Genomic DNA, 26,066 nt, shown 5'->3' with positions numbered 1-26,066 from the left:
AAACGAACGCTGGCCTGATAGTCGACCAGGAAAGGACACCATGAACGCCTACCGGGCACGACCGAACCTGATCCCCTGGCCACCGATCCTGATTGTAAGCCTGACGCTCGTTGCCATCGCGCTCGGCATGCTGGTGCCGGTACCGCTGGAATTTGCCGGCGCGCGCGTGCTCGGCGCAATGCTGGTGGCACTGGGGCTGGGGGTCGACCTGTGGGCGATGAAAACGCTCAACGACGCCCACACCACAATCCTGCCCAACCGCGGTTCGACGCATCTCGTCACCCAGGGCCCGTTCCGCTACAGCCGCAACCCGATCTATGTCGCCAACATGCTGCTGATGGCCGGTCTGGGGCTGTTTTCATTGAACGGCTGGCTTTTGCTGCTGGCGCCGCTCGATGGCGTGCTCACGCATGTGCTGGCAGTGCGGCGCGAGGAAAACCACCTGATCGCGCTGTTCGGCTACCAGTATGAAACCTATTGCCGCAAGGTCCGCCGCTGGATCTGAGACGCGGGTGGGTGCGAGGGATCGGCCTTGCGTAGGCGCTTTCCGGCCTTAGCCGATCTTGGTGCTGTAGCTAGTTTAATGACTGTTTTGCGCCCTCATTCCTGTCGTCCGCGATCTTGGACTCAACTCCCGTAAGCAGCCATTCGCGGCACTCAGCACCAAGGTCTTGACTGGGCGGAAAGCGGCGCTTCGCTGCTGATCGCACCAAGGTCAGGTGTGTGGAAAAAGTTACCCTTCGCTCCTCGTTAACTTGCATTTGCCGGATAGCGAATGGCGGTTCGACTTTCTCCTTGCTCATGCATTTGCCAATAACTCTTGGTGATCTGTGTGGTGAGGGAGCCAACAAGTCCTGAGCCGATCGGTGTTTCGTCAATCTTGGTGACGGGCATGACTCCGCCTGCCGTTGATGTGATAAAAACCTCGTCTGCCGTCCTTAGTTCGTCCGGGGAAATTGCGCGTTTTACGCAACTGATCTTCATGGCAGCGCATATTTCAATAACCGTTTGACGGGTTATTCCCATCAACACCCCATGGTCGGGTGTAGAAATGGCTCCATCCTTAACGGTGAAAACATTGAAGCCCGGTCCCTCGGCAATGTTGCCATTGTTATCGACAAGAATGGCGGTCTCTGCGCCTCGATCATAGGCCAGATAAAGCCCCATCACCAAGTCCAGCCAATGATAGTTCTTCACAGTAGGATCGACCGACTGCGGTGAAATACGCACAATATCCGTAATAGATGCGTGCAACCCTCGTTCCATCTGTCCGGGATTGGCGACCGATCCAAATGGGATCGCAAATGCAATGAAACGATTTACGGAATTGCGAGGGTCGCGACTAAATGTCGGCGACGTTCCGCGTGTGCAGATGAATTCAACATAAGCGTTCTGCAATCCAGACAACGCCACGCAGTTGTGCAAAATTTCAGCAATCTGCGCCGAATTGTAAGGGATCGACATGTGCAGCTTTTCGACACCCCCAAAAAAGCGATTAAGATGGTCATCGAGTCTAAAAAATGCACCTTTCCATACATGTACTACGTCATATGTCGCATCGGAGTGGAGCAAGCCGTTGTCCAGTACGGATATTTTCGCTTCACTAATCGGCAGATATTGACCGTCCATGAAAGCGACGCCAGGAGGAAAGGTTGTCGGGTCAGAATGACGTTCGGATAGTTCTGGAAATTTGTGCATTATCTGGCTCCGTTTTGTTGATCAATAGGTCCAAAACGAATGTCTTCCAAGTGCTCACTGCTGCCTTTCGCTGCAGTGAGCACCAAGGTCCGCTCACGGCCGTAAGTGACGCCGCGCCTATCAACGCGGAACGTCTGCTTTCCCGACTTCGTTCCAATAAGATGCCTGACAGGTACGGCCCCGTTTCCGTTATACATTCCCCACACATCGAAGTTCACATTCTCCGCCCAAACACACCAGGAGATGTTGTCACTCCGGATATCGTGAAGGTTCGCATTGGGACCAACCGGCTTTCATGAAATGGCGGATATGGCGCACCATTCACGCTGTTACTCAAACTGATTTCTTTGAACGGCTGAAAACTAGCATCAAATCAGGGGCATGAAGCCGTAATGCGCGCTTATCAGAACGCACAGCACCTCAATCGACCCAGCGTAACCGCAAGCGTCAGGTATTGACGCCGATTTCGGCGAGGCGGTTGAGGCAGGATTCCTCGATGTTGTCGAGTTCGACCAGCGTGTCCTCGATGTCCTTGCGCTTCTGGCGCAGATCTTCGCGTTTTTCCTCGATCTTGCGCATCAGCAGACGCAACTGCCCCGCCTCGCCCGGCGGATCGCGATAGACTTGGATGATTTCGCGGATTTCGGCGATGCTGAAACCGATACGGCGTCCGCGCAGGATCTCCTGGATCATGCGCCGGTCGGCGGGCCGAAACAAGCGTGTGCGACCGCGGCGCTCGGGCTGAATGAGCCCCTCGTCCTCGTAGAACCGCAATGTCCGGGTGGAGATTCCGAACTCGCGAGTCAATTCGGTTATGGTGAAATACTTATCCAAAATGGATCATTCCTGAAAATGTGTCGGGGCCTCTTACGCTTACGTATAAGTCAAAATCCGCTTTTTGACTACTGCAAGGCCACCGGAAATCAGGCGAATGACAACCACCAGCCGGCAAGGCCGAGGAACGCGAAGAACCCGACCACGTCGGTAACGGTGGTCACAAACACGGCCGACGAGATTGCCGGATCGGCGCCAACCTTGTCGAGCAGCAGAGGCAGAAGGATGCCGGCGAGAGCTGCTGCCAGCATGTTGACCACCATGGCCGCGGCAATGATGCCGCCAAGGCCGGGGCTGGCAAACCAGAGCCCGGCGACCACGCCGATGATGGCGGCAAACAACAGACCGTTGATCAGGCCGACCGCCGCTTCACGACGGATGATGCGGCCGGCATTGTAGATGTCGATATCGCGGGTGGCGAGCGCGCGCACGGTCACGGTCATGGTCTGGGTGCCGGCATTGCCGCCCATCGAGGCGACAATCGGCATCAGCACCGCGAGCGCCACCATCTGCTCGATGGTGGCGTCGAACATGCTGATCACCGCGGAGGCGAGGATGGCGGTGGCAAGGTTGATCAGCAGCCAGCTGAAACGCGAGCGCACGGTCGACAGGATGTTGTCGGAAAGCTCTTCGTCGCCAACACCACCCAGGCGCTTGATGTCCTCGTCGGCTTCCTCGTGAATGACGTCGACCACGTCATCGATGGTCAGCACGCCGACGAGCCGTTCGTTCTCGTCGACCACGGCGGCGGACAGCAGGTCATACTGTTCAAACAGCTGCGCTGCCTCTTCCTGGTCCATCTCCGCATCGATGCGATAGCGCGTTTCATCCATCACATCTTCGATGCGGGTCTGACGCTTGGTGCGCAGGATGCGGTCGAGATCGACGGCGCCGAGCAGCTTGAAGGTCGGATCGATCACGAAAATCTGGCTAAAGCTGTCGGGCAGATTTTCCTCGTCGCGCATGTAGTCGATGGTCTGACCGACGGTCCAGAACGGCGGCACCGCGACAAACTCGGTCTGCATGCGCCGACCGGCAGTGTCTTCGGGATAATCGAGCGAGCGACGCAGCCGGACCCGTTCGGTAAACGGAAGCGCCGCCAGAATCTCGAGCTGATCCTCCTCGTCGAGATCCTCGAGAATGTAGACCGCGTCATCGGAATCAAGATCACCCAGCGCTTCGGCGATCCGGGCGTTGGGCAAAGATTCAATGATTTCCAGGCGAATGGCTTCGTCGACTTCAGTCAGCGAGGCGAAGTCGAAATCGTCGCCGAGCAACTCCACCAGCGCCTGGCGCTGCGGTGCATTGATGGCCTCGAGCAGATCACCCAGTTCGGATTCGTGCAGGCGCGTGACGTGTTCACGCAGGAACAGAACATCCCGGTCGGCAATCGCCGCGCCGACCCTGGCCAGGTAATCCTGACGGATCGAACCGTCCTCGCCGTAAATCTCGTCATGATCAACGGATTCCGAGGCGGGCGGCGGCATCATGGTTTCATCTTCGCGGTCGGCTGGGTCGGTCATGGCCATGGCTCGCGGGGTAAGAACAGTCAACCGCCACGGTGTACCGGATTGGTGCGGATGTGGCTATTGCGAGGCAGAATTTCTTTGCTGCACTGCGGGGTGGAGCAGAGCTGGCCTGGCAGGTGCGAATACCCGGTTCCCGGGCAATCAAATCGGGCGCGTATCGCAACCCTTGCGGGCGAATCCGCCCCGCCCGTGCCTGCCTGGACGACCACCCCAATCGCGCTCAGCCGGATTGCCGATCCCAAGCATAGAGGCAATTCCGTCTGTCTCATTGTAAGGACCGATATGCCCTAAAAAACCACTAATAGACAATTCCCACCGAATCGGCGAATTTGAATACTAATTTCAAGTCAGTTCTGTAGTGCAAAAGCGTGATTTGAGTTCCAACTTACAACTCCAATCAGGATTGCATAGATGCCCCCTGCCCTTCGACTGGAAAAACTGCAAAACTTCTATGCAGAGAAGCAACCGCAGATCATTCGTGCAATTGAAGCGCCGAATGTGTCACTCCGCCAAAAGCAGCTGATTTATGCCTGCCTCAACAATTTGTGCCAGCTCTCGGCGCAACTCTACGCTGAACTGTCGACAGCGCCGGGCAATTATGACCTGCTCGATCAAGCCGGCGATCTGGATGACGCCTGGCTGCAGCTGCGCCGGCTGGCGGGAAGCAAAATCCCGATCCGCTCAGAACAGGCAGCCTGATGCGCCCGGCTGACAGGCCCCGCGCATCTTGAGAAGGCGAAAACGCCTCAATCAGCAGACCTTACAATCCAGTCCCGGTTGTCGGCGCCAAACAATTCATACCCGTCCTCGGTGACGATGACGGTATCCTCGAGCTTGATGAAGCCGCGGTTCGGGTGGTGCATCGTGGTTTCCACCGACAACACCAGGCCCGGCTGGAACGGCATGTCGGCATCGCTACCCTCGTAGGCAACCGGATGGTTGGTCATCAGGAACGGCGCCTCGTGGCTGATCAACCCCATGCCATGGGCAAAGAAATCATTGTGCGCCGCATTTGGTCCCCGCCTGAGCTCGGCTTCGCCGGCTGCAATCATCTCGGCGCCGGTTTTTCCCGGTGCGATCTTCGCAAAAGCTGCCTGCTGCACGGCTTCGACCTCGGCCAGAAGATCGACCAGTTCGGAATCGGGCTCGCCAAGCACGCCCATCCGGCAAATGTCGCCGATATAGCCGTGAAGATTACCACCCGAATCGATCGACAACACCTCGCCCTTATTCCAGGTCTGGTCCGAGCCCGCCCGGTTATGGCTGTCTCCCAGCGTGAGCAGGCAATATTCGAACGCCATTCCGCGCTTGGTTTCCTCCTGGCGCAGCTGCTCGATGATCTCGTGTTTGGAACTGCCTTCGCCGGCGGCAAGAATGGTCGCCTGCATGGATTGGCTGATTCGCGCCGTGGCCTCACGCAGCAGATCCAGTTCCGGCTTCGACTTGATCATCCGCAACCGGGTGAGAACCATGCTGGCGTCGACTATCGTTGCCTGCGGCAGTGCCGTGGCGAGCGCGTCATAACCGTCCTTGGGCATGAAGGCGGATTCAAAGCCGATCCGCCCGCTGGCGACGCCACATTTCTGCAGATAGTCGGCTGCGGCCTGCATGACATCGACCGACCCCCAGTGATCGGGGCGGAATTCCGGCACCCAGAACGGGGCCACCTGGTGCTCCTGGGCTTCCATCTTGTTGGCGAAATAGGCAGTCTTGTCTCCCTCACCGCGCAGATAGACAAAGGCGGGCAGATAGCGGCTCTGGCCGATTGCATCCATCGCCGCGAAAAACAGGAACTGATAGCCGCCAAGCAAATAGCGGACATTGTGCTTGGAGGTGGCGACCAGCGCGTCAAGGCCGGCTGCCTCCATCGCAGTGTCAAGCTGTTTGAACGTATAGGGCAGATCATTGACCGATGCGGCGTGCAAGGGCTGGATGTCATGCTTCATGGGAGCCTCCCTCAATCAGGCGTGGGGTGGAGTGACGAGACGGAAGTCGGGAAGATCGCGCAGCAATTCCTCCGGACCCGCGGGGCTGTAGACCACGAACAGCTTCATCGGCACCTTGCCCGTGTTCAGGGTCGAGTGAAAGCGGCCTTCCGGCACGAAGATGGTGCAGCCGGCGCGAACCTGCTCGGTGACCGGATTGCCTTCGGTGTCCTCGACCATCTGTTCGCCGCTGCCTTTCAGCACATAGATGATTTCCTCGGAGCCGGGATGATTGTGGCGGGTATGGCCCTGGCCTGGCGGCACATGCACGACGCCGGCGGAAAACCGGCCCGCGCCATTGACCGAAGGGCCGCAGGTGACCGTCAGGTGTCCCCAGTCAAAGGCAAAACGATCGACGGCTTCGGGGTAGATGAAAAGGGTCTCGCTCATGCTCCCGTTCCTTTCTTGTTGGGCAGTGATTTGAAAGCGCGAATCTGGTCGCGGATGGCCGTCTCCGCCGGCAGCCGCTCCGCAGAACTGGCGCCGTAAAAACCGTGGCAGCCGTTGCAGCGCGACAGCACATAGGCGGCGTCATCGGGCATCGAGATCGGACCGCCATGGCACAGGATAATGATGTCGTTGCGAACCGCCCGCGCCGCAGCAGCGATCTCATCGATCTGCTTGACGCAATCATCGAGGCTTTTGGCCGATGTCGCGCCGATACTGCCGCCGGTGGTGACACCCATATGGGCCACGATGATGTCGGCGCCGGCGCGGGTCATCGCTTCGCTTTCCGCGGCATTGAAGACATAGGGCGTGGTCAGCAGATCGAGCTCATGGGCGGCGGCGATCATTTCGACTTCGAGGCCGTACCCCATGCCGGTTTCTTCAAAACTCTGGCGCATGGCGCCATCGAACAGGCCGACGGTCGGGAAATTCTGTACCCCGGAGAAGCCCATCGTCTTCAGTTCGGCCAGGAATTGCGGCATCAGAACGAACGGATCGGTGCCGTTGACGCCGGCCAGTACCGGCGTGTTGGCCACCACCGGCAGCACTTCAACCGCCATTTCCTTGACGATTTCGTTGGCATTGCCATAGGCGAGCAAGCCTGCAGCCGAGCCACGGCCGGCCATCCGGTAACGGCCGGAATTGTAGATGATGATGAGATCGATGCCGCCGGCTTCCTCGGCCTTGGCTGACAGGCCAGTGCCGGCGCCGCCGCCGATGATGTGTTCGCCTGCGGCAATCATGCCGTTGAGGCGGGTAAGTATGTCCTTGCGTGCAATTGCGGGCATGGGTGTTCTTTCAGTTGATGGAAAGGAAGGCATCGGCCGCCGCCTTGGCGAAGGCCGGATCGTTGATGTGAAGGGGAAGACGTTCGATGCGCCGCGCGGCGGTCGCCACGAATGCATTTTCAAGCGCTTCAAAGAGAGCCGCATCGGCTTCCGGATCGAAGAAATCGCCACCCTCTATATCCAGCGCCGAGACACCCAGTTCGGGAATCAGAAAGCGGACCGGGCCGGTGCAGGCGCTGAGCTTGCGGCCGATCCAGTCGCCAATGCGGCGGCATTCGTCGACGTTGGTGCGCATCAGCGTCACATTGGGATTGTGGTGATGGAACAGGCGACCGGTGAAAGCCTCGGGAACCGTGTCGGGCGCCCAGAAATTGACCATGTCAAGCGCGCCAACCGATCCGACATAGGGAACGCCGGTGCGGGCGATGGCATCAAAGCGCGATGGCGCCGAAGGCAGCACGCCGCCCAGGAGCATGTCGCAGACCTCGGTAGTGGTGATGTCGAGCACACCTGCCAACACGCCGTCGTCGACCAGTTTTTCCATCGTCCGGCCACCGACCCCGGTGGCATGGAACACCATGCAGTCGCGTTCATTCTGCAAATGCTCGACAATTGACATGACGCAGGGGGTGGTGACGCCGAACATGGTCAGTCCAATTGAAGGCTGACCGGCAGATGGGCGATAGGGTGTGCGGGCCATCCCCGCGATCGCCTGCGCCGCATTGTGCAGGATCATCCGGCTTAGCTGGTTGAGCCCGGCGAAATCGGTGACAGACGGCATCATGATGATGTCGGAAATATCGACATAGGGCGACACATCGCCCGATGCCAGCGTGGAAACCATGATCTTCGGCAGGCCGTAGGGCAGCGCCTGCATGCCGGTGGTGATGATCGAAGTGCCACCGCCACCGCCAATGCCGATGATTCCACCGACGTCCTGGCGGCTAGCGAGAAAACGCGCGAACGCCGCGCCCATGGCCGTGACTGCAACGCCGCGATCATCGCCTTCAAGTGCCGCACCGGCACCGTCTGGATGATGGCCGGCGACTTCGGTAGCCGGAATGTCGACATCAATGGTCGGCGTACGTGTCCCGACATCGACGCGCAGCACCGAAAGGCCTGATCGGGCAAGCAGATCTGCCAGGTAGGCGAGCTCTGGCCCCTTTGTGTCGGCGGTACCGACCACATAGATTTTCTTCACTATTGCCTCCCCTTTGTGCGTGCGCCCTCCTCCGGGCGTTTTCCACTGTCCCAAACACTGCAATTTCACGGTTGCGATTTTTTGAGACTCACGTATCGTATTGACATGAAAGTCTCACGTCAATCGACCCAATCCGAAACTGCCACTGACCGCGGCCCGCGTGCCCGAACCCGCAGGTTGATGATCAAGACCGCGACCCGACTGATGCAGTCCGGTGTCACCCCCTCGGTCAGCGAGGTAGCGGAAGCAGCCGAAGTTTCGCGGGCGACGGCATACCGGTATTTTCCGAGCGAGGCCGCCCTGGTCCACGCGGTTGTGGATGAAGCGCTGGGCCCGATCCTTACCTGGCAGAGCGGCTCCGCCGATGCCGAGGAACGCATTGGCGACCTTTTCGACAAGTCGCTTCCGCGCATCGCCGAGTTCGAAGCCACCTTCAAGGCATCGCTGAGACTGTCGCTGGACCAATGGGCGCGTGCGCAGGTTGGCGCGCTTGGGCAGGAACCACGCTTTGTGCGGGGGCACCGCCTGGAACTGATCGACCTGGCGCTGTCGCCGCTGCGCGGAACACTCCAGGCGGAACAGTTCGATCGCCTCACCCATGCCATCTCGATGATTTTCGGCATCGAGGCCTATGCGGTGCTGAAAGACATTTGCGGGCTTGAAGCGGTGCAATCCGCGCAGATCGCCAAGTGGGCGGCCTGCGCCCTGGTTCGATCGGCCATCGCTGAGACGCAAACCAAAGGGAAGACAAACGATTAGGCTTGATCTGGTCCTACCAATAATGACATCATCTCTTTTCATGATAGCTAGGCCATATCACAACGCCAGCCGGATAAACATCGATTTGCCTATATACTATGGCACTTTTTTGAGGATAACGGGGCAAGAGACAAGAGGGGGGAGTGAAGGGAACGGCTTGACCGATATGTATTTTGGTAATACCACTTCGGAAGCAACGGTGACTACGGAGGGTTACCGTGAGCATCGCAGGACTGGAGCATACCGGCACCGGTTGGAAATTGCGGCAACGCTGCCGTGGGCCTGACACCGGATCTGCCGGCCACTGTTTAGAGAATGTGTATCAACGGGAGGAATAATAATGCGTAATAAACTCATCGGCATTGCCGGCGGACTTGCACTTGCCCTGGCAAGCAGCACCTCGGCCTTTGCTCAGGAACTGACTATTTTCTGGGCCGAATGGGACCCGGCCAACTATCTTCAGGAACTGGTCAACGAGTATGAAGCGGAAACCGGGGTTTCGGTGACCGTCGAGACCACACCCTGGGCCGACTTCCAGACGAAAGCCTTTACCGAATTCAACGCCCGCGGTTCAGCCTACGATATGATCGTTGGCGACAGCCAGTGGCTGGGAGCCGCTTCCGAAGGCGGTCACTATGTCGACCTGACCGACTTCTTCAACGAGCACAATCTCAGCGAAGTGATGGCGCCCGCCACAGTGAAATATTACGCCGAATATCCGGGCAACTCCGGCAAGTACTGGGCCGTTCCGGCCGAGGGCGACGCGGTCGGTTGGTCCTATCGCAAGGACTGGTTCGAAGATCCTGCCGAAATGTCGGCCTTCAAGGAAAAATACGGCTACGATCTGGCCCCGCCAAAGACCTGGAAGGAACTCACGGACATTGCCGAGTTTTTCCACCGTCCGGACGAAAATCGCTACGGCATCGCCATCTACACCGACAACTCCTATGACGCGATGGTCATGGGCGTGGAAAACGCGATCTTCTCCTACGGGGCGGATCTGGGCAACTTCGAAACCTACGAAGTTGAGGGCTACGTAAACAGCGACAAGGCAGTCGCAGCGCTTGAAAACTACAAGAAGCTCTACAGCTTCACGCCTCCGGGCTGGGCCAAGACCTTCTTCGTTGAAAACAACCAGGCGATCACCGAAGGCCTTGTGGCCATGTCGATGAACTATTTTGCCTTCTTCCCGGCTCTGCTGAACGAGGCTTCCAACCCGCATGCAGCCAATACCGGCTTCTTCGCCAACCCGGCCGGTCCGGATGGCGATCAGTTCGCGGCTCTCGGTGGGCAGGGCATTTCCATCGTCAAGTATTCCGAGAATCAGGAAGAGGCGATGAAATTCCTGGAATGGTTCATCAAGGACGAAACCCAGAAGCGTTGGGCCGAACTGGGTGGCTACACTGCAAGTGCTGCGGTGCTGAAATCCGATGAATTCCGTCAGGCTACGCCTTACAACGAAGCGTTCTACCAGACCATGTTCAAGGTCAAGGACTTCTGGGCAGTGCCGGAATTTGCGGAACTGCTGACCTCGGCCAACCAGCGCCTGTACCCCTTCATCGTCGGTGATGAAGGTACAGCCAAAGACACGCTGGATGCACTGGCGGGCGACTGGAAAGCCACTTTCGCCAAGTACGGCCGCGGCAAGTAACAGCCCTGCCGAGACTGCAACTTTGGGGGCGCTACGGCGCCCCCTATTTCCCAACCTGTTGAAACGCAAGGATATTCACCCGTGGCGCCCCAAGTCATGACCAATTTGGACCCGAATTCGCGCGCCGCCGCGAAAGGTCTGAGTGACCTGACCATCCGCAACCTGTTCATTATTCCGACGATTGCGTTTCTGATCATCTTCAACATCTTCCCGCTGTTGTACTCGCTGGCCTATTCGTTCACCGATTTCCGCGCGTCGACCAACGCGCCGGCCCAGTTCGTTGGCCTGCAGAATTATCGTGACCTGCTCAGCGATCCGTTCATCTGGAAGAATTTCTCGATTACCGCTCAATATGTGCTGATTTCGGTGACGGGACAGGTGATTGTCGGCTTTGGCCTTGCCATGCTGCTCAATCGCTCAATTCCGGCCAAGGGTCTGATAACGACACTGCTGCTGTTGCCGATGATGCTTTCGATGGCGGTTGTCGGGCTGTTCTGGAAGCTGCTGTACGATCCGAATTTCGGCATCATCAACTACTTCTTCGGGCTCGATAAATTCGAATGGCTGGCCGACCCCGACATGGCGCTCTACGCGATTGCCATTGTCGATATCTGGATGTGGGCGCCGTTCGTGATGCTGCTCTCGCTGGCCGGTCTGTCGGCCGTGCCGAAGCATCTTTACGAGGCTGCCGAGATCGACCGTGCATCTGGCACCTACACCTTCTTCCGCATCACCCTGCCGCTGGTCGCGCCGATTCTGATGATTGCCATCATTTTCCGCACCATGGAGGCCTTCAAGACCTTCGATCTGGCCTATGTGCTGTCGTCGCAACCGACAACCGAACTGATCGCCATCCGTCTGTACAAGATGGCGTTCCAGGAATGGCAGACAGGAATGTCATCGGCGCTCGCCTACATCGTGCTGATCATGGTCGTGGCGATTACCAATATCTATGTGAAATACCTCAACAAAGTGAAGGCGCGCTAAGATGGCCGGAGTCCGCACCCCCAGTGAAAAATGGACGAACCGGGTCGCGATTATCGCCGTGTTCGTCGCCCTGGCTGTGATGCTCGCGCCGATCTACTGGATCGCCTCGACATCGTTCAAACCACGAAACCTCGCCACGACGATCCCGCCCACGGTGATTTTCGAGCCGACGGTATCGCCATTCGTCAAGCTGTTTACCAAGCGCTCGCAACTGCGCGACCAGCCTACTCCCGAAGAATACGCCGCAGCCCCCTGGTGGGAACAGATGGTGTTCGATGGCGGCGAGAAGGTGGTGCGCAACGGCAAGACCGGTGAGGTCAAGTCGTCAGGCTATGGCGACCGCTTCAAGAATTCGCTGATCATCTCGATCATATCCACCGTGCTCGCGGTATCGATGGGCACGTTGACGGCCTACGGGTTCAGCCGCTTCAAGGTAAAAGGCGAGGATGACTGGCTTTTCTTCATCCTCTCGACCCGAATGCTGCCACCGGTGGTGGTCGCCATCCCGATGTTCCTGATGTACCGCGTCGTCGGCCTCAACGACACGCATTTGGGACTGATCATTCTCTATACCGCCTTCAACCTGAGTTTTGCGGTGTGGATCATGAAGGGCTTCATCGACGAAATTCCGCGCGAATATGAAGAAGCGGCACTGGTCGATGGCTACACGCGGATGCAGGCGTTCTTCAAGGTGGTGCTTCCCGAAGCGCTGACCGGTATGGCAGCCACTGCGGTGTTCTGCTTCATTACCGCCTGGAACGAATATGCGTTCGCGTTGATCATGACCAACCGCAATGCCCAGACCGCGCCGCCCTACATCCCCTCACAGGTGGGCAGCGGTCTGCCGGACTGGACCGTGATCGCCTCAGGTACATTGCTGTTCCTGATCCCGGTGGCCATCTTCACCTTCCTTCTGCGCAACCACTTGCTGCGCGGCATGTCCTTCGGAGCGATCCGCAAATGAGTTTTCGCAGCACCAACCAGCGCATTCTTGCCCCCGCGGCGCAGGGCCTGATGATCTTCGGCATCATCTCGCTGTGTCAGCCCTGGAGCCTGTTCCTGCATCAATATGGCGTCACGCTGACGCTGATCGGACTTGTCAGTTTCATGATTACTTCGAAAATCGCTCCCGACCCGGAAGCCGAAGAAGACTTTCTCGACGAGTCGCTCGATGTCCTGGAGATCAATGACCAGGCCTCCGGCGCCGGTTCCAAGACAACGGGGACCGTCTGATGGCCCAGATTGATATCCGCAACGTGCAAAAATTCTTCGGCGCCCACCAGGTGCTCAAGAACTTGAACCTGACCATCGAAGACGGCGAATTCGTCGTCATGCTGGGCCAATCCGGCGGCGGCAAGACCACCGCACTGCGCGCCATTGCAGGACTGGAGACGGTTACCTCCGGGCAAATCCTGATCGACGGCAAGGAAGTGCAGGACCGCAAGGCGGCCGACCGCGACATTGCCTTCGTGTTCCAGTCGTTTTCGCTGTATCCGCACATGACGGTGCGCGAAAACATCGCGTTCCCGCTGCGCGCCGTGCGAATGAATGCCGCCGAGCGTGACAAGGCGGTCAAGGAAGTAGCCGAAACGCTGCAGATCGCCGAACACCTCGACCGCAAGCCGTCGGCGCTGTCTGGTGGCGACATGCAACGGGTGGCAATTGGCAGGGCGCTGGTGCGCCGGCCACAGGCGCTGCTGATGGACGAACCGCTGGGCGTGCTCGACTCCAAGCTGCGCGAACAGATGCGCGCAGAGATAAAGCGCCTGCACATCGCTCGCGGGTCGACCTCAGTCTATGTCACCCACGACCAGATCGAGGCGATGAGCCTGGCTGACCGCATCGTCATCCTGCATGACGGCGTGCTGCAACAGGTGGGCCCGCCGGACGAAGTCTACCTGCACCCGCAAAACCTGTTCGTGGCAAAATTCGTGGGCTCACCCGTGATGAACGTCACGCCAGTGCGGATTGACGCCAACCGGGTGGCGTTGAATGGCGTCGAGATGGGGTTCGAATTTCCCGAAACGGCGCTGAGCAACCTGCGCAACGTCAATTCCGAATTGTCGCTGGGCATTCGACCTGAAGCGGTGCTGCTCAAGCACGAAAAAACCGAAGGCTATGTGGAAGTGGTGACAACCAACATCGAACCGCTGGGCAGCCACGATATTGTGGATGTGCAGCTTGGCGGCACGTCGCTGCGCGCCCGTACCGCCAGCGGCTTCGTCTCAGGCGAAGGCCAGCGGGTCTGGGTTGGTCTCGATCCTTCACAAGCACATTTCTTTGACACGGCCACCGGGCTCAACCTGCGGGGGGCTAACTGATGGCCAATATCACACTCCAGGGCATCTCCAAGAAATTCGGCCCCAACACCGCCCTGCGCGGGCTTGATCTGGAAATCAAGGACGGTGAGTTCTTCGTGTTGCTGGGTCAGACCGGCGCCGGCAAGACCACAACGCTACGGATAATCGCCGGGCTCGAAAAGCCCGACGCCGGCAAGGTTCTGATCGATGGCCAGGACGCCACCGCATGGAACGCGGCCGAACGCGATGTGGCATTGGTGCTGCAGCAATATTCGCTCTATCCGCGGCTGACGGTACGGGGCAATCTCGAGTTTCCGCTGAAATCCCGCACCCAGAACTTTACCCCTGAGCAGATCAAGGAACGCGTCGACCGCGTCGCCGAAACACTGCAGATCACCCGGTTGCTGGACCGCAAGGTCGAACGGCTGTCGGGCGGTGAAATGCAGCGCGTCTCGATCGGCCGGGCCATCGTGCGCGAACCGCGCGTTTTCCTGATGGACGAACCGCTGTCGGCGCTTGATGCGAATCTGCGCGACGTGCTGCGGGTGGAGTTGAAGAAGCTGCACAGTGATCTGGGCGCCACCTTCGTGTTCGTCACCCACGACCAGGTCGAGGCGATGTCGATGGGCGACAAGGTCGGCGTGCTCAACCATGGCAAGCTGGTGCAGGTCGGTACGCCGACGGAGATCTACAGCAAGCCGTGCAACACCTTTGTCGCACGCTCGGTCGGCACTCCGCCGATGAACCTGCTGGACGGCACTCTGCAAGCTGGCAACGCGGTGCTGGACGCCGGCAAGTTCACCCTGCCTGTCACCTCGCCGCATGGGCCCGAGGGCGGCAAGGTTAGCTTTGGCATCCGGCCGGAAGATGTGGTGCTGGATGAAAACGGGCCGGCAACAGGCAAAGTGTTCGATGTCGAGAACCACGGCGTGATCAAGATCCTCACGCTTGATATCAACGGCACGCATCTGCACGCCACCGTCTCGGCGCAGGTCAAGGTGCAGATCGACCAGACCGTCAAGTTCAGCTGGAAGCCGGAAAAGGTGCTGTTCTTCGATCAGCAAACCGGGCGCAATCTGGGCCTCGATTGAGAATGCTGGCCACGCCTATTTGAAGCATATCTAAAGAATCCGGGGCGCCAGCATCTGAAATGAAGCTGGCGCCCCATGCTTTTGATCTCGTTGGCCAAACCAAATCAGCTGCGATGAGAACTGGAGCTCGTCGCTGTAGTTCTCGTCGAACCGATAAACCACGTCATAACATCTTGTATCTATTGATTTTTACGAAACTGATCGGCTACCGTGAGTCTGCCCGGCATGCGCGGAAAACCGTTCAGCCGAAGCGGCTGAGATAGGTATTCCACGCCGACGGATTGCAAAAATTGCGCGGCTGTTTTCCCGCCAGGATACGGGTTGTTTCCCAGACCACGCCCTGCCCCATGCGCAGCATGCTTTCCTCGGTGATGCCCGCCATGTGCGGGGTGAGGATGACATTGCGCATGGCAAGATAGGGGTGATCGGAGGGTAGCGGCTGCTGATCAAAAACATCGAGCACGGCGCCGCCGATCGAACCGGCCTGGAGCGCCTTGATAAGTTCCTGTTGCTGGACAACCGGGCCGCGGGAAACATTGACCAGGATTGCTCCGGGCCGCATCAGTGCAAGTTGCTCGGCGCCAATCATGCCGCGTGTGTTCCCGTTGAGCGGACACGCGAGAACCACCACATCGCTGTTTGCAAGCGCTTCATCCAAGCTTGCGGCCTGGGCTCCATCCGGCAACGATTCCGGCCGGCTGGTGACGGCAAGCACCTTCATGCTGAACCCGCCATGGGCGATGCGGAACAAGGCGTTGCCGACATTGCCCATGCCGACGATGGCGATGGTACGACCGCTCAGTTCACGTCCATGATCGGAATGCGCCCGCGCCGTCGCCCAGCCATCTGCGCGCAGATCGGCGCTGACTTCAGGATAGCGGCGCAGCAGCGCCAGCGATGACCAGATGCAATGCTCGGCCACGGTAACGGCATTGACGCCCGGCACGTTGGCCACCAGCACACCGGCATTAGTGGCCGCATCAAGCGGGATCATATCGAGCCCTGCTCCGTGCCGGATTGCAGCGCGCAAGCCCTTTTCCCGCGCAAAGATCTCCGACGCGATCGGTGCGCGCACAACGATGATCGAGGCGCCGACGCTTTGTTCCAGTATTGCTGCCGGAGACGGTTCGGAGGCGATCACCAGCGAGCCCAGCGTCTGCAGTTGGGCGGTGACTTCCGGGTGCAGCGGGTGGGTAGAGAAAATGGTTTCAGACATGAGACATCAGACAGCGACCGGTGGAGTTTCCGGCGTTGAGGCTTTCCAGTCGTTGTTGGAGTCGAGAAGCTCGGTCCAGTAGCTCTGGGCACGGCCCAGATGGGTGTTCATCAGCGCTTGCGCCAGGATGCTGTCGCGACGGTAGAGCGCGTCAAAGATCTGCTGATGTTCCTGGTGCGATTTGATGTTGCGTTCGGACTTGCCAAAATAGATCGGCATGCGCTGTTCGCTGGCGGCGTAAAAGCTCGAACAGATCTTGTAGAACATCTCATTCTGGGTGGCGCGAACGATCTCGAGGTGAAACTCGCCATCGAGCCGATGCAGACCAAGCCCATCAGAGATCTGCAGTTCGGAGCGCGCGAGAATGTCGCGCAACCGTTCAAGATTGTCCTCGGTGGCACGCTGGGCGGCAAGTTCGGCCGCCTTGATCTCGTGGATCTTGCGCAATTCCACCGCTTCGAAAATCTGCCGAGGATTGAGCTGGACGCCGGCGCGGGCCAGCAGCGCCATCGAACTGAGGCCGGCGGCATCGACCGTGAGGTAAATCCCGGACTTGGCGCGCCGCTCAATCAGCTGCATTGCCTCAAGGATTGCCAGAGATTCGCGCACCTGGCCGCGGCTGACGGCGAAATGTTCAGCGAGTTCCCGCTCCGAGGGCGCCTTGTCGTTGTTGGCGCTGGCCACAGTAACGATGTGGGCGACAAGGTTGGGGAGGAAATCACTGTGCGCGTTGTTCATGTCGGTCTTGCGTATCTCTGCAGGATGGCTTCGTTCATGGTGAAACCGAGACCGGGCTTTTCAGGTATCTCGATCATCCCGTCGCGGGCCTGGACGGTGTCCTCAATGATATCATGTATCATCGGGTTAGCGCCAAGGGAAAACTCGACCGTGAAGCTCGCAGGAGACGCCGCGCAGACATGCAGACCGGCAAAGAAGCAGGGCGCGCCGGCCCAAAGATGCGGAGCCAGGCGCAGATTGAAGGCAGAGGCGATGGTGCCGATGCGCATGGCCTCGGTGATGCCACCGCAAAAGGCTGGGTCGGGCTGGAAAATGTCCGCAGCCCGCATGACCGCCAGATCGCGGAAGGCAAAGCGTGTCGCCTCGCTCTCGCCGGTGGCGATCGGCACGTTGACCGACGCCCGCAGCTCTGCGGTGCCTGCTTTGTCGTCGGCAATGATCGGCTCTTCGAACCAGGCAAGGTCACAATCGGCTACGAGATGCGCGAATCGCCGCGCGCCGGCAACGGTGAATGTGCCGTGAGCATCAACTGCCAGTTCGATGTCCGGCCCAAGCGCAGCACGCGCTGCCTTGACCCGTTGTGCGGAAGCATGCGGCGAGGAATCCATCGCCCCTACCCGCATCTTGACTGCCTGAAAGCCGCCGATGTCGATATAGGACTGAAGCTGCTCACCGATCTTGTCGGCGCTTGCCCACCCGCCTGACGCATAGGCAGGCATCCGGTCGGCCTTGCGACCGCCCAGCAACTTCCAGACCGGCTTGCCGTCAGCCTTGCCGAGAATATCCCACAAGGCGATGTCGATGGCGCTGATGGCCGAAACCGTCAGCCCGCGCCGCGCCATTTCCGGCATGGCATGCCCGGCCATAGCCGCCTTTTGGGCGCGGACGCCATTGTAGAGTTCTTCCCATATGAAGGTGATGTCGGCAGGATCGCGCCCGATCAGGCGCGGCCCGAAATCCTCGTTGATGAGGCGAACCAGGGTCGCGTAATTGCCGGAACTGCCGGCCGCGTTCTTGCCCTCACCCCAACCGACGACGCCGTCGTCGGTCTCGATCCGCAGGATCGCTGCGTCAAAGGTGCGCAACGTCCCAAAATCGCTGGTGTGCTGCCGTGCTTCCTCGATCGGTATCTGAATCCACCAAGCGCGGACGGATTTGATTTTCATGGCAGGGCCCCTCGTCCTCCGTTGGCGGCAACTGCCGCCCCGGAGGAACACCTCGTTCGGGTTACTTGATCAGCGGCAACAGCGTTTCGGCTGTGATGCGCATCTGGTCGGAGTAGAATTTCTCGGTAAGCACGCTGGATCCGTGATCTTGGATGAATTTCAGCTGCTCGGGCGAGATGTCGACCGGGTTACGCTCGACCATATCGGGGTAGATTGCCGCAGGAGTGCGGTCGACAGGGGCGACAAACTCATTGGTGAGTGCGCCATCATAGCCGATTTCCCTGAGTGTTTCGATGATCTTGGGCCAGTTCAGATGACCAAGACCAGCCGCAAAGCGGTTGTTGTCAGCGACGTGGAAATCGACCAGTCGCTTGCCCGCCAGACGGATAGCGTCATAGATGTTGGATTCTTCCATGTTGAGGTGATAGGCGTCCAGGCAGACGCCGCAATCAGGATGCACCGCGTCAGCCAACGCCAGCGCCTGGGCGCAGCGATTGGTGACATAGGTCTCGAAGCGGTTGAGCGGCTCGATGCCGATCCTGACGCCGACCTTCTGGGAATGGGCGAAGCATTCCTTGGTGGCCTCGACCAGCCAGCCCCATTCTTCTTCCTCGGTCCCGTCGGGCAACACCTTGCCGACTGTGGCCGGCACCAGCGTCAGCACCTCGCCTTCGAGCTCGCTGACCATGGTCAGCACGCTCTTGACGTAATCGACGGTGCGGGCGCGCTGGCCTTCGTCCCTGGCTGCAAGGTTGCGTTCGCCGAGCGTCAATGTCACCGCGCCCCAGCACCGAATTCCGTGCTCCTTGAGAAGCGCACGGGTTTCCTTGGTGTCGTACTGGGTAGGCTCTCCCGAAATCTCGATGCTTTCATAGCCGAATTTCTTGATCCGGCGCAGCGTGACGTCGAGTGGTTCGGCGCGCATCCAGTTGTGAGTAGACAGGTGCATCTTCATCCTCCCTTTGCAGCGGTCATCTCCGTCCCGCTGCCCGTTGCTTTCATTCATTCTGGTTAGACCAATTAAGCGCAATTTCAATTCTAATCAAGACGCCGCCTACCAGTTTTCGGCACTCATCGGCTATTTGACCGGTTTTTCCTGCTATTTTGCCCCTTGCGCGCATCAAGTAAACATGGTTGCGTGAATGACGGCGTTAATTTGGTATTACCAGTTTGCCGAAAAGTGGAGACGAGACCATGAAAATCGGAATGAACATGTTCTTGTGGACGACGCATGTCGGCCGTGAGCACGAAGCGCTGCTGCGCGACATCAAGGCGACCGGATTTGACGGTGTAGAAGTGCCGGTTTTCGAAGGCGATAACGACCACTATAAGGACATGGCCCGGATGCTCGATGATATCGGTCTGGAACGGACTGCCGTCGCGGCCATGGGCGACCCGTCGATGAACCTGATCGGCGATACTGCGGCCCGCACTGCCGGCGTTGATTTCATGCGCACAGCGCTTGACCGCGCGCACGCGCTCGGCGCGACCCTGATATGCGGTCCGCTGCACTCAACACTCGGGCATTTTTCCGGTGAAGGGCCGAGTGCGGAAGAATTTACCCGTTCAACCGAATCGCAACGGCGGATCGGCGATCATGCGGCAGGCTTGGGGATTACCGTTGCGCTGGAAGCGCTCAACAGGTTCGAGTGCTATCTGCTTAACACCATGGATGGGCTTGCTGCGCATCTGGAACAGATCGATCATCCCAACATCCGGGCGATGTACGACACATTTCATGCCAATATCGAGGAAGCCGACCCGATCGGCGCGCTGACACGGAACGCCGGGTGCGTGGCCCATATCCATATTTCCGAAAACGACCGCGGCGTGCCCGGGCGCGGCAACATTCCCTGGCGTGAGACCTATGCCGCAATCGCCGAGATCGGCTATGATGGATGGCTGACGATTGAAAGTTTTGGTCGCGGCCTGCCTGACCTGGCGGCCGCGACAAAAGTGTGGAGAGATTTTGCCGAGAGCCCGGAGGCGGTCTATCGCGACGGATACCGGCACATTTCCACTTCGCTCAAACAAGCCTAATCACATTGAATTCTGGAGGAGACAATCGATGAAAACGATCAAGGGCCCGGCCCTCTTTCTTGCGCAGTTTGCCGGCGATGAAGCACCGTTCAATTCCTGGGCGTCGATCACAAAATGGGCTGCCGATTGCGGCTACAAGGGCGTACAGGTGCCAAGCTGGGACGGGCGGCTGATCGATCTTGAGAAAGCCGCAACATCGAAGGACTATTGCGACGAGTTCAAGGGCGTGGCGGCCGAGAACGGGATCGAGGTCACCGAGCTTTCATCGCACCTGCAAGGCCAGCTTGTGGCCGTTCACCCGGCCTATGACGAAGGCTTTGACGGCTTTGCGGCGCCGGAAGTGCGCGGCAACCCGAAGGCCCGTCAGGAATGGGCGGTCAAGCAGGTCAAGATGGCACTCGATGCCTCCCGCAATATGGGAATCGGCGCGATGGCGAGCTTCTCTGGCGCGCTTGCATGGCCCTACCTCTATCCCTTCCCGCAGCGGCCGACCGGGCTTGTCGAAACCGCTTTTGACGAGTTGGCCAAGCGCTGGCGCCCGATCCTCGACCACGCCGAAGAACGCGGTGTCGATATCTGCTACGAAATCCATCCGAGCGAAGATTTGCATGACGGCATCACCTTCGAGATGTTCCTCGAGCGCGTCGGCAACCATGCCCGCTGCAACATGCTCTATGATCCGTCGCATTACCTGCTGCAGTGCCTCGACTACATCGACAACATCGATATCTACAAGGACCGGATCAAGATGTTCCACGTCAAGGACGCGGAATTCAATCCGACCGGACGGCAGGGCGTCTATTCCGGCTACCAGTCCTGGGTAAACCGGGCTGGCCGGTTCCGGTCGCTGGGTGACGGACAGGTTGATTTCGGGGCGATCTTCTCGAAAATGGCAGCCAATGATTTTGACGGCTGGGCCGTAGTCGAATGGGAATGCTGCCTCAAGCACCCCGAAGACGGTGCGCGCGAGGGTGCGCAATTTGTCTCTGATCACATCATCCGGGTCACCGAGCGGGCCTTTGACGATTTTGCCGATGGCGGCACCGATGAAGCTGGCAACCGGCGCATGCTCGGCATCGACTGAGCGGGAGGAAGACAATGGCAATCGAAGGTTCCACCAACACGGCATCGCGCCGCATCCGGCTGGGCATGGTCGGCGGCGGACGCGATGCGTTCATCGGCGGCGTGCACCGCATCGCCTCACGCATCGACGACCGCTATGAGCTGGTCGCCGGTGCGTTTTCCTCCACACCAGAAAAATCAAAGGCTTCGGCCGCCGATCTCGGTGTGGCGGAGGACCGTGCCTATGGCGATTATGTGGAAATGGCCAAGCGTGAGGCGCGGCTGAAAAACGGCATCGAGGCGGTGTCGATCGTCACCCCGAACCACATGCACTTTCCGGTGGCACGCGAGTTCCTCAAGCGCGGCATCCACGTCATCTGCGACAAGCCACTGACGTCGACGCTGGCAGATGCGCGCAAACTCGCCAAAGTGGCCGAGGCGTCGGGCGCGCTGTTCGTGCTGACCCACAACTACACCGGCTATCCGATGATGCGGCAGGCGCGCGACATGATCGCCAAGGGAGAGCTCGGCACGATCCGGCTGGTGCAGGTCGAATACGTCCAGGACTGGCTGTCGGAAAAGCTCGAGGACACAGGGCAGAAACAGGCAGGCTGGCGCACCGATCCGGCACGCTCGGGCATTGGCGGTTCCACCGGCGATATCGGCACCCACGCCTTCAACCTGGCGAGCTTTGTCTCGGGGCTGGAACTCGAATCCCTGTGCGCTGACCTTGATTCGTTCGTCGAAGGTCGGCAGCTTGATGACAACGGCCATGTGATGATGCGGTTTTCGGGCGGAGCCAAGGGCATGCTCTGGTGTTCCCAGGTGGCGCCGGGCAATGAAAATGCGCTCAAGCTGCGGATTTATGGCGACAAGGGCGGGCTGGAATGGGCGCAGGAAGACCCAAATTATCTCTGGCATGCGCCGCTGGGTGAGCCGAAACGGCTGCTGACCCGCAATGGCGCCGGCGCCACGGAGGCCAGCCAGCGTTTAAGCCGCATTCCCGGCGGACATCCGGAAGGCTACCTGGAAGGCTTTGCCAATATCTACGGCGAGGCAGCTCAAGCCATCATCGCGCACCGCGACGGCAAGCCCCTGCCCGATGGGGTGATGTTTCCGGGCATCGAAGAGGGACTGGCGGGCGTTGCGTTCGTCACCGCGTGCGTGGAATCATCACGCCGCGACAGCGCCTGGGTCAAATTCGGCAACTACATGCGTCGCTAACCTATAACGGCCGCGCGGGGTGTCTCGTGCGGCCGACTTTGCGCGCATCAGCGCGTGGGCAACGGCAAACCTTCAGTACCCGCATTGCGCGGCGACGCACGTTGCCTGGCGAATCACGTCACCGGATCCGCACGCAGCGGGGGGCTCGGACATGACTTCCCGAATAGCCAACCCCCTGAGCAATGATCAAAATACAGGCATAAAAAAACCCGCCGAAGCGGGTGTTTTATGGTGCGGTCGAGAAGACTCGAACTTCCACGGGTTTAACCCCACAGCGACCTCAACGCTGCGCGTCTACCAATTCCGCCACGACCGCACGTGGTAGAGCCGAAACCTGTCCGGCGCGCTGCATGTAGCAAATGGATATGCGCTGCACAAGCGCATTCCTGACAAAAATGACTGTAGCGGGCAAGCATCTGCCGCAGCGGATTTTAAAAGCCGCGACAAGTGCTTGCGCGGCTGGCGCCAGGGCTGAAACACGGCCCGCGCAGATCACCTCATCAAAGTGGTTTGCTTCGCGGCTGATTCTCTTTAGACAGGCAGCATGACCCAACGCGACACATTGGAAACCCGGTTTTTCGCCCATGCTGGCAGCCCTGCCGTACGATGGCGTGTATCCGAGGGGCTGACCCCCTACCCGCAAGCTGTCGAACTGATGGAGACCGAGGCGGCCAAGATCGCCTCAGGCGCTGCCGACGAGCTGGTCTGGCTGGTCGAGCACCCACCGCTTTACACCGCCGGCACCAGCGCCAAACCGGAAGATCTGGTGGCACCTGACCGGTTTGAGGTGTTCGAGACCGGACGCGGTGGCGAATTCACCTATCACGGCCCAGGCCAGCGGGTGGCTTACGTAATGTTGGATCTCAAGCGTCGGCGGCAGGATGTACGCGCTTTCGTCTCGGCCATGGAAGCCGTCATCATTTCCACGCTGGCAAGCATGAACGTAACCGGCGAACGGCGCGAAGACCGGGTTGGGGTCTGGGTGCGGCGCCCCGACAAACCACGGCTTGGCGATGGCAGCATGGCCGAAGACAAGATCGCGGCGATCGGCATCCGTCTGCGCAAGTGGGTCAGTTTTCACGGACTGGCGCTGAATGTGGACCCGGATCTCGAGCACTTCTCAGGCATCGTGCCCTGCGGCGTGCATGAACATGGGGTGACGAGCCTGGTTGATCTGGGCCTGCCGGTGCCGATGCACGAGGCCGATATCCGCTTGCGCGCCGCGTTCGAGACCATTTTCGGACCGACCGTTATTGACCACGCAGCCTGAACCGCCGGTCAGATTTCGCAAGTCGCAAATTGCATGTTCACCACCGCAACTTCGAAGCGGAAGTCAGGCAAGCTCCATTCATAACAAGGTGGTGGCGAACGGCGTCCCGCCATGCCTATTGCGTGCAATATGGGTCAGGCGACTGCTGCACCGGGACCGGTTACACGGGCAATGAACTCGCACCAGGCTGATTTCCGGCCATCAGGCGCCAGGTCAAGGGCGGGATCGAACAGTGCTTCCGCATCATCCACAGAGAACGGCTGCGCCGATCCCAGCGCAGCAAGCACGCGATTGATGTAAGTCAGCTGCTCCATGCCCAATACCGCCCACAAACCCTTGCGGCGGCTGGCAAGCGGCCCCTCGCCCTCAACCACGGCGTTACCAGACCTGGCTCAGCGCAAAAGCTGCCAGATAGTGGCTCTGGGCACCCGTCATTTCCATGATCCGCACCAATGCTTCGACTTCGTTGCGGCCGGCGATCAGGCCGCCGCGCGAGAGCACCCGGCGCAGCCAGTCAGCCTTGGCCCTGGTCATGGAGCCTGCGGGAGCCATGTGATTGACGAGGTAATCGGCCAGTGTGCGAATAAAATACTCGTCCCACTCCACGCATTTTTCGGCCCGGCAATGCTCAAGCGCCAGCAACGTTGCCACGGCATCGGAGCCTTCCAGCCCCTTGGCAAACACACTGTGCTGGATCAACTGGACATCTTGCGGGGTAAATTCGGTATTTTCGGCCAGCCTGCATGCTGGGTAAGAAAGGCGTAATTCACTCATTTCTTGCTCCCCATTTCATCATGAAATGTGAAAAACACTCTGGCACCGATCGGTTTCAAAAACACCAAGGGTTACGGTTAACGCGGTGTTGCCGCCAGGAAAGAACGCCAGCGTCCTGAAATCACGGCAACATGATGCTTGCAAAAGAACAGGCCTGGGCAGAGCAATTTTGAGGCCACCGGCGCAGCATTGCCTTCGGCCACCGTTTCGATGGTAATATTTCACATAATGAAATCGGGGCTGATCGGCATGGCCATGATGCTTGGGATGCCTGGTTCTGCACCGGCGCAATAATCGGCGGCAGCCATCGGGTGGAAGGCACCAATCTGGATGGAGCGGCCGTTCCGGAGCCGCCCAGATTGGTGTCGCCAGTGCCGCACCCGGCCATACCGTGCAAGGCGCCGGCGCATAGTCAAATGGCATCTGCATGGTCAATCAGAATGCCTTTGCTAGCGCCTGTGCGTTCGAAAACGGGGCGGTCGGACTGGTGGTTTATCATTTAATGCTGGACGAAACACTGGACGGCGTGTGGACAATCGCCGATACTGCCAGCGCCGGAACAAATACCCTGACCCCGATTGAGTAGATCCGGCCTTCACTGCACAGTGATACAAACGTAAGGGGCGCGCCGCAAATCCTGCTGGCGATGGGTTATCACGACTGACACGCCAATGCATGTCGCGCCGAAGCGGGTTCATACGCACGCCATGGTTCATGCATAGGCATCATCGAATTGTCTGCGACGCCAAAGCGCGAGCGCGAACGATTCGGCAAGTCCGTATTCGAAGGGAAGAAATCGATGAATGTAATGACAGCGGAAATCTATGACGACGACGACACGCTTGGCGGACGTATTACCCGTGCACGCGATCTCGCCGGTCTGACGCTGGAAGAAACCGCATCGCGCCTCGGCGTCACAACCGACACGCTGGCCGAATGGGAAACCGACCGCTCGGAGCCGCGCGCGAACAAGGTGATGACGCTGGCAGGCGTTCTGGGAATTTCACCGGCCTGGCTGATCAGCGGCACGGGTGATGCACCGCAATCGCAGAACATGTCGATCGCGGTCGACGAGATGACCGGAGAAATCAACCGGCTCAGAGAACTTGCCGCGCAGGTGACTGCCGGTATAGAAACACTCGAGGGTCGACTGGTAACGCTGACCCGGGCTGCACACGACTGATCGCGCCTGTCGCGTCGGACCTTGGTTCCGGCGCGGCGCGGCCGTCCGCAGGTGGCAGCCAGCCGCCTGTTTCAAACAGAACCCTACAAATTCCTTTCACAAGCATGAACCGGGGTTGAGCCA

Annotated in this window: 27 protein-coding genes, 1 tRNA gene and 1 pseudogene; 15 read left to right on the top strand and 14 right to left on the bottom strand. The window is 59.2% G+C overall.

Annotated elements, in window-relative coordinates:
• Positions 1 to 40 precede the first annotated feature (40 nt).
• The gene (locus ACK6D9_RS12690) at positions 41 to 505 is read left to right on the top strand and encodes an isoprenylcysteine carboxylmethyltransferase family protein (protein WP_322989912.1); all 465 of its coding nucleotides are present in this window, start codon (positions 41 to 43) and stop codon (positions 503 to 505) included.
• A 245-nt stretch (positions 506 to 750) separates the two neighbouring features.
• On the opposite strand, the gene ACK6D9_RS12685 is transcribed toward ACK6D9_RS12690, so the two are convergent.
• The 3 genes from ACK6D9_RS12685 to mgtE all read right to left on the bottom strand — a co-directional run bounded on the left by ACK6D9_RS12685 (position 751) and on the right by mgtE (position 4,061).
• Complete coding sequence (locus tag ACK6D9_RS12685) at positions 751 to 1,698, bottom strand: aminotransferase class IV (RefSeq protein ID WP_412048783.1); 948 nt, start codon at positions 1,696 to 1,698, stop codon at positions 751 to 753.
• 447 nt (positions 1,699 to 2,145) lie between these two features.
• Positions 2,146 to 2,532, bottom strand: coding sequence for a MerR family DNA-binding transcriptional regulator (locus ACK6D9_RS12680; RefSeq protein ID WP_322988419.1), 387 nt, complete (start codon positions 2,530 to 2,532; stop codon positions 2,146 to 2,148).
• Positions 2,533 to 2,621: 89 nt separating this feature from the next.
• On the bottom strand, positions 2,622 to 4,061 hold the full coding sequence (gene mgtE / locus ACK6D9_RS12675) for a magnesium transporter (RefSeq protein ID WP_412048782.1): 1,440 nt from the start codon (positions 4,059 to 4,061) through the stop codon (positions 2,622 to 2,624).
• 411 nt (positions 4,062 to 4,472) lie between these two features.
• On the opposite strand from mgtE, the gene ACK6D9_RS12670 reads away from it, so the two are divergent.
• Positions 4,473 to 4,760, top strand: coding sequence for a hypothetical protein (locus ACK6D9_RS12670; RefSeq protein WP_322988420.1), 288 nt, complete (start codon positions 4,473 to 4,475; stop codon positions 4,758 to 4,760).
• A gap of 47 nt (positions 4,761 to 4,807) precedes the next feature.
• Here ACK6D9_RS12670 and ACK6D9_RS12665 read toward each other — a convergent pair whose 3' ends face one another.
• Genes ACK6D9_RS12665 through ACK6D9_RS12650 form a run of 4 tightly spaced genes read right to left on the bottom strand, consistent with a single transcriptional unit; the run spans position 4,808 to position 8,482 of the window.
• Entirely contained in the window at positions 4,808 to 6,007 is a 1,200-nt protein-coding gene (locus ACK6D9_RS12665) for a M24 family metallopeptidase (protein WP_412048781.1), read from the bottom strand.
• Positions 6,008 to 6,022: 15 nt separating this feature from the next.
• Positions 6,023 to 6,436 (bottom strand): cupin domain-containing protein, encoded by a 414-nt coding sequence (locus ACK6D9_RS12660; RefSeq protein ID WP_412048780.1) that lies wholly within the window; start codon positions 6,434 to 6,436, stop codon positions 6,023 to 6,025.
• Positions 6,433 to 7,281 (bottom strand): phosphoenolpyruvate hydrolase family protein, encoded by an 849-nt coding sequence (locus tag ACK6D9_RS12655; protein ID WP_322988423.1) that lies wholly within the window; start codon positions 7,279 to 7,281, stop codon positions 6,433 to 6,435. Before ACK6D9_RS12655 ends, ACK6D9_RS12660 begins: the two co-directional genes overlap by 4 nt.
• A 10-nt stretch (positions 7,282 to 7,291) precedes the next feature.
• Complete coding sequence (locus ACK6D9_RS12650) at positions 7,292 to 8,482, bottom strand: Tm-1-like ATP-binding domain-containing protein (protein WP_412048779.1); 1,191 nt, start codon at positions 8,480 to 8,482, stop codon at positions 7,292 to 7,294.
• 105 nt (positions 8,483 to 8,587) lie between these two features.
• Here ACK6D9_RS12650 and ACK6D9_RS12645 point away from each other — a divergent pair, with 105 nt between their 5' ends.
• From ACK6D9_RS12645 to ACK6D9_RS12615, 7 genes and pseudogenes are all read left to right on the top strand, one after another.
• Positions 8,588 to 9,241, top strand: coding sequence for a TetR/AcrR family transcriptional regulator (locus tag ACK6D9_RS12645; protein WP_322988425.1), 654 nt, complete (start codon positions 8,588 to 8,590; stop codon positions 9,239 to 9,241).
• A gap of 340 nt (positions 9,242 to 9,581) precedes the next feature.
• Entirely contained in the window at positions 9,582 to 10,892 is a 1,311-nt protein-coding gene (locus tag ACK6D9_RS12640) for an ABC transporter substrate-binding protein (protein WP_267652523.1), read from the top strand.
• A 96-nt stretch (positions 10,893 to 10,988) separates the two neighbouring features.
• Positions 10,989 to 11,879 carry a carbohydrate ABC transporter permease gene (locus ACK6D9_RS12635; RefSeq protein ID WP_412048778.1) on the top strand — a complete coding sequence of 297 codons (891 nt, stop codon included), beginning with the start codon at positions 10,989 to 10,991 and terminating at the stop codon, positions 11,877 to 11,879.
• A 1-nt stretch (position 11,880) separates the two neighbouring features.
• Positions 11,881 to 12,843 (top strand): carbohydrate ABC transporter permease, encoded by a 963-nt coding sequence (locus ACK6D9_RS12630; RefSeq protein WP_267652525.1) that lies wholly within the window; start codon positions 11,881 to 11,883, stop codon positions 12,841 to 12,843.
• Positions 12,840 to 13,028, top strand: a pseudogene (locus ACK6D9_RS12625) (hypothetical protein); the annotation flags it as partial. The gene ACK6D9_RS12630 and the pseudogene ACK6D9_RS12625, both read left to right, overlap by 4 nt.
• Before the next feature lie 83 nt (positions 13,029 to 13,111).
• Positions 13,112 to 14,200 carry an ABC transporter ATP-binding protein gene (locus tag ACK6D9_RS12620; protein WP_412048777.1) on the top strand — a complete coding sequence of 363 codons (1,089 nt, stop codon included), beginning with the start codon at positions 13,112 to 13,114 and terminating at the stop codon, positions 14,198 to 14,200.
• A complete protein-coding gene (locus ACK6D9_RS12615) occupies positions 14,200 to 15,270 on the top strand; it encodes an ABC transporter ATP-binding protein (protein ID WP_322988427.1) in 1,071 nt (356 codons plus the stop codon). Before ACK6D9_RS12620 ends, ACK6D9_RS12615 begins: the two co-directional genes overlap by 1 nt.
• 241 nt (positions 15,271 to 15,511) lie before the next feature.
• On the opposite strand, the gene ACK6D9_RS12610 is transcribed toward ACK6D9_RS12615, so the two are convergent.
• The 4 genes from ACK6D9_RS12610 to ACK6D9_RS12595 all read right to left on the bottom strand — a co-directional run bounded on the left by ACK6D9_RS12610 (position 15,512) and on the right by ACK6D9_RS12595 (position 19,339).
• The gene (locus tag ACK6D9_RS12610; RefSeq protein WP_412048776.1) at positions 15,512 to 16,486 is read right to left on the bottom strand and encodes an NAD(P)-dependent oxidoreductase; all 975 of its coding nucleotides are present in this window, start codon (positions 16,484 to 16,486) and stop codon (positions 15,512 to 15,514) included.
• 6 nt (positions 16,487 to 16,492) lie between these two features.
• Positions 16,493 to 17,224 carry a FadR/GntR family transcriptional regulator gene (locus ACK6D9_RS12605; protein WP_322988429.1) on the bottom strand — a complete coding sequence of 244 codons (732 nt, stop codon included), beginning with the start codon at positions 17,222 to 17,224 and terminating at the stop codon, positions 16,493 to 16,495.
• The gene (locus tag ACK6D9_RS12600; RefSeq protein WP_322988430.1) at positions 17,221 to 18,390 is read right to left on the bottom strand and encodes a mandelate racemase/muconate lactonizing enzyme family protein; all 1,170 of its coding nucleotides are present in this window, start codon (positions 18,388 to 18,390) and stop codon (positions 17,221 to 17,223) included. The genes ACK6D9_RS12605 and ACK6D9_RS12600 overlap by 4 nt, the downstream gene beginning before the upstream one ends.
• Positions 18,391 to 18,451: 61 nt before the next feature.
• The gene (locus ACK6D9_RS12595) at positions 18,452 to 19,339 is read right to left on the bottom strand and encodes a sugar phosphate isomerase/epimerase (protein ID WP_322988431.1); all 888 of its coding nucleotides are present in this window, start codon (positions 19,337 to 19,339) and stop codon (positions 18,452 to 18,454) included.
• 245 nt (positions 19,340 to 19,584) lie between these two features.
• Here ACK6D9_RS12595 and ACK6D9_RS12590 point away from each other — a divergent pair, with 245 nt between their 5' ends.
• The 3 genes from ACK6D9_RS12590 to ACK6D9_RS12580 are packed head-to-tail and all read left to right on the top strand — an operon-like array spanning position 19,585 to position 22,716.
• Positions 19,585 to 20,430 carry a sugar phosphate isomerase/epimerase family protein gene (locus ACK6D9_RS12590; RefSeq protein ID WP_412048775.1) on the top strand — a complete coding sequence of 282 codons (846 nt, stop codon included), beginning with the start codon at positions 19,585 to 19,587 and terminating at the stop codon, positions 20,428 to 20,430.
• A 28-nt stretch (positions 20,431 to 20,458) separates the two neighbouring features.
• Positions 20,459 to 21,514, top strand: a complete 1,056-nt coding sequence (locus tag ACK6D9_RS12585; protein WP_412048774.1) for a sugar phosphate isomerase/epimerase family protein — start codon at positions 20,459 to 20,461, stop codon at positions 21,512 to 21,514.
• A 14-nt stretch (positions 21,515 to 21,528) separates the two neighbouring features.
• A complete protein-coding gene (locus ACK6D9_RS12580) occupies positions 21,529 to 22,716 on the top strand; it encodes a Gfo/Idh/MocA family protein (RefSeq protein WP_412048773.1) in 1,188 nt (395 codons plus the stop codon).
• Positions 22,717 to 22,945: 229 nt separating this feature from the next.
• Here ACK6D9_RS12580 and ACK6D9_RS12575 read toward each other — a convergent pair.
• A tRNA-Leu gene (locus tag ACK6D9_RS12575) sits at positions 22,946 to 23,032 on the bottom strand.
• Positions 23,033 to 23,260: 228 nt separating this feature from the next.
• Here ACK6D9_RS12575 and lipB point away from each other — a divergent pair.
• A complete protein-coding gene (gene lipB / locus ACK6D9_RS12570) occupies positions 23,261 to 23,986 on the top strand; it encodes a lipoyl(octanoyl) transferase LipB (protein ID WP_412048772.1) in 726 nt (241 codons plus the stop codon).
• A gap of 134 nt (positions 23,987 to 24,120) precedes the next feature.
• Here lipB and ACK6D9_RS12565 read toward each other — a convergent pair whose 3' ends face one another.
• Both ACK6D9_RS12565 and ACK6D9_RS12560 read right to left on the bottom strand, forming a co-directional pair.
• Positions 24,121 to 24,300 carry a hypothetical protein gene (locus tag ACK6D9_RS12565; RefSeq protein WP_412048771.1) on the bottom strand — a complete coding sequence of 60 codons (180 nt, stop codon included), beginning with the start codon at positions 24,298 to 24,300 and terminating at the stop codon, positions 24,121 to 24,123.
• 64 nt (positions 24,301 to 24,364) lie between these two features.
• Complete coding sequence (locus ACK6D9_RS12560) at positions 24,365 to 24,760, bottom strand: hypothetical protein (protein ID WP_412048770.1); 396 nt, start codon at positions 24,758 to 24,760, stop codon at positions 24,365 to 24,367.
• Positions 24,761 to 25,187: 427 nt separating this feature from the next.
• Between ACK6D9_RS12560 and ACK6D9_RS12555 the strand changes: the two genes are divergently transcribed.
• A complete protein-coding gene (locus ACK6D9_RS12555) occupies positions 25,188 to 25,346 on the top strand; it encodes a hypothetical protein (RefSeq protein WP_412048769.1) in 159 nt (52 codons plus the stop codon).
• A gap of 213 nt (positions 25,347 to 25,559) precedes the next feature.
• Positions 25,560 to 25,943, top strand: a complete 384-nt coding sequence (locus ACK6D9_RS12550; protein WP_322989470.1) for a helix-turn-helix transcriptional regulator — start codon at positions 25,560 to 25,562, stop codon at positions 25,941 to 25,943.
• Positions 25,944 to 26,066: the final 123 nt, after the last annotated feature.

This window comes from Hoeflea sp. Naph1 (assembly GCF_046837775.1).
Taxonomy (GTDB): Bacteria; Pseudomonadota; Alphaproteobacteria; order Rhizobiales; family Rhizobiaceae; genus Hoeflea.
Note: the sequence above shows the minus strand (reverse complement) of the source record. Positions and strands in the feature narration are given on the sequence as shown.

Coding starts and splice junctions, on each gene's coding strand:
- ACK6D9_RS12690 (WP_322989912.1), top strand. CDS start 41: ATGAACGCCTACCGGGCACGACCGAACCTGATCCCCTGGCCACCGATC.
- ACK6D9_RS12685 (WP_412048783.1), bottom strand. CDS start 1,698: ATGCACAAATTTCCAGAACTATCCGAACGTCATTCTGACCCGACAACC.
- mgtE (WP_412048782.1), bottom strand. CDS start 4,061: ATGGCCATGACCGACCCAGCCGACCGCGAAGATGAAACCATGATGCCG.
- ACK6D9_RS12670 (WP_322988420.1), top strand. CDS start 4,473: ATGCCCCCTGCCCTTCGACTGGAAAAACTGCAAAACTTCTATGCAGAG.
- ACK6D9_RS12665 (WP_412048781.1), bottom strand. CDS start 6,007: ATGAAGCATGACATCCAGCCCTTGCACGCCGCATCGGTCAATGATCTG.
- ACK6D9_RS12660 (WP_412048780.1), bottom strand. CDS start 6,436: ATGAGCGAGACCCTTTTCATCTACCCCGAAGCCGTCGATCGTTTTGCC.
- ACK6D9_RS12655 (WP_322988423.1), bottom strand. CDS start 7,281: ATGCCCGCAATTGCACGCAAGGACATACTTACCCGCCTCAACGGCATG.
- ACK6D9_RS12645 (WP_322988425.1), top strand. CDS start 8,588: ATGAAAGTCTCACGTCAATCGACCCAATCCGAAACTGCCACTGACCGC.
- ACK6D9_RS12640 (WP_267652523.1), top strand. CDS start 9,582: ATGCGTAATAAACTCATCGGCATTGCCGGCGGACTTGCACTTGCCCTG.
- ACK6D9_RS12635 (WP_412048778.1), top strand. CDS start 10,989: ATGACCAATTTGGACCCGAATTCGCGCGCCGCCGCGAAAGGTCTGAGT.
- ACK6D9_RS12630 (WP_267652525.1), top strand. CDS start 11,881: ATGGCCGGAGTCCGCACCCCCAGTGAAAAATGGACGAACCGGGTCGCG.
- ACK6D9_RS12620 (WP_412048777.1), top strand. CDS start 13,112: ATGGCCCAGATTGATATCCGCAACGTGCAAAAATTCTTCGGCGCCCAC.
- ACK6D9_RS12615 (WP_322988427.1), top strand. CDS start 14,200: ATGGCCAATATCACACTCCAGGGCATCTCCAAGAAATTCGGCCCCAAC.
- ACK6D9_RS12610 (WP_412048776.1), bottom strand. CDS start 16,486: ATGTCTGAAACCATTTTCTCTACCCACCCGCTGCACCCGGAAGTCACC.
- ACK6D9_RS12605 (WP_322988429.1), bottom strand. CDS start 17,224: ATGAACAACGCGCACAGTGATTTCCTCCCCAACCTTGTCGCCCACATC.
- ACK6D9_RS12600 (WP_322988430.1), bottom strand. CDS start 18,390: ATGAAAATCAAATCCGTCCGCGCTTGGTGGATTCAGATACCGATCGAG.
- ACK6D9_RS12595 (WP_322988431.1), bottom strand. CDS start 19,339: ATGCACCTGTCTACTCACAACTGGATGCGCGCCGAACCACTCGACGTC.
- ACK6D9_RS12590 (WP_412048775.1), top strand. CDS start 19,585: ATGAAAATCGGAATGAACATGTTCTTGTGGACGACGCATGTCGGCCGT.
- ACK6D9_RS12585 (WP_412048774.1), top strand. CDS start 20,459: ATGAAAACGATCAAGGGCCCGGCCCTCTTTCTTGCGCAGTTTGCCGGC.
- ACK6D9_RS12580 (WP_412048773.1), top strand. CDS start 21,529: ATGGCAATCGAAGGTTCCACCAACACGGCATCGCGCCGCATCCGGCTG.
- lipB (WP_412048772.1), top strand. CDS start 23,261: ATGACCCAACGCGACACATTGGAAACCCGGTTTTTCGCCCATGCTGGC.
- ACK6D9_RS12565 (WP_412048771.1), bottom strand. CDS start 24,300: ATGGAGCAGCTGACTTACATCAATCGCGTGCTTGCTGCGCTGGGATCG.
- ACK6D9_RS12560 (WP_412048770.1), bottom strand. CDS start 24,760: ATGAGTGAATTACGCCTTTCTTACCCAGCATGCAGGCTGGCCGAAAAT.
- ACK6D9_RS12555 (WP_412048769.1), top strand. CDS start 25,188: ATGGTCAATCAGAATGCCTTTGCTAGCGCCTGTGCGTTCGAAAACGGG.
- ACK6D9_RS12550 (WP_322989470.1), top strand. CDS start 25,560: ATGAATGTAATGACAGCGGAAATCTATGACGACGACGACACGCTTGGC.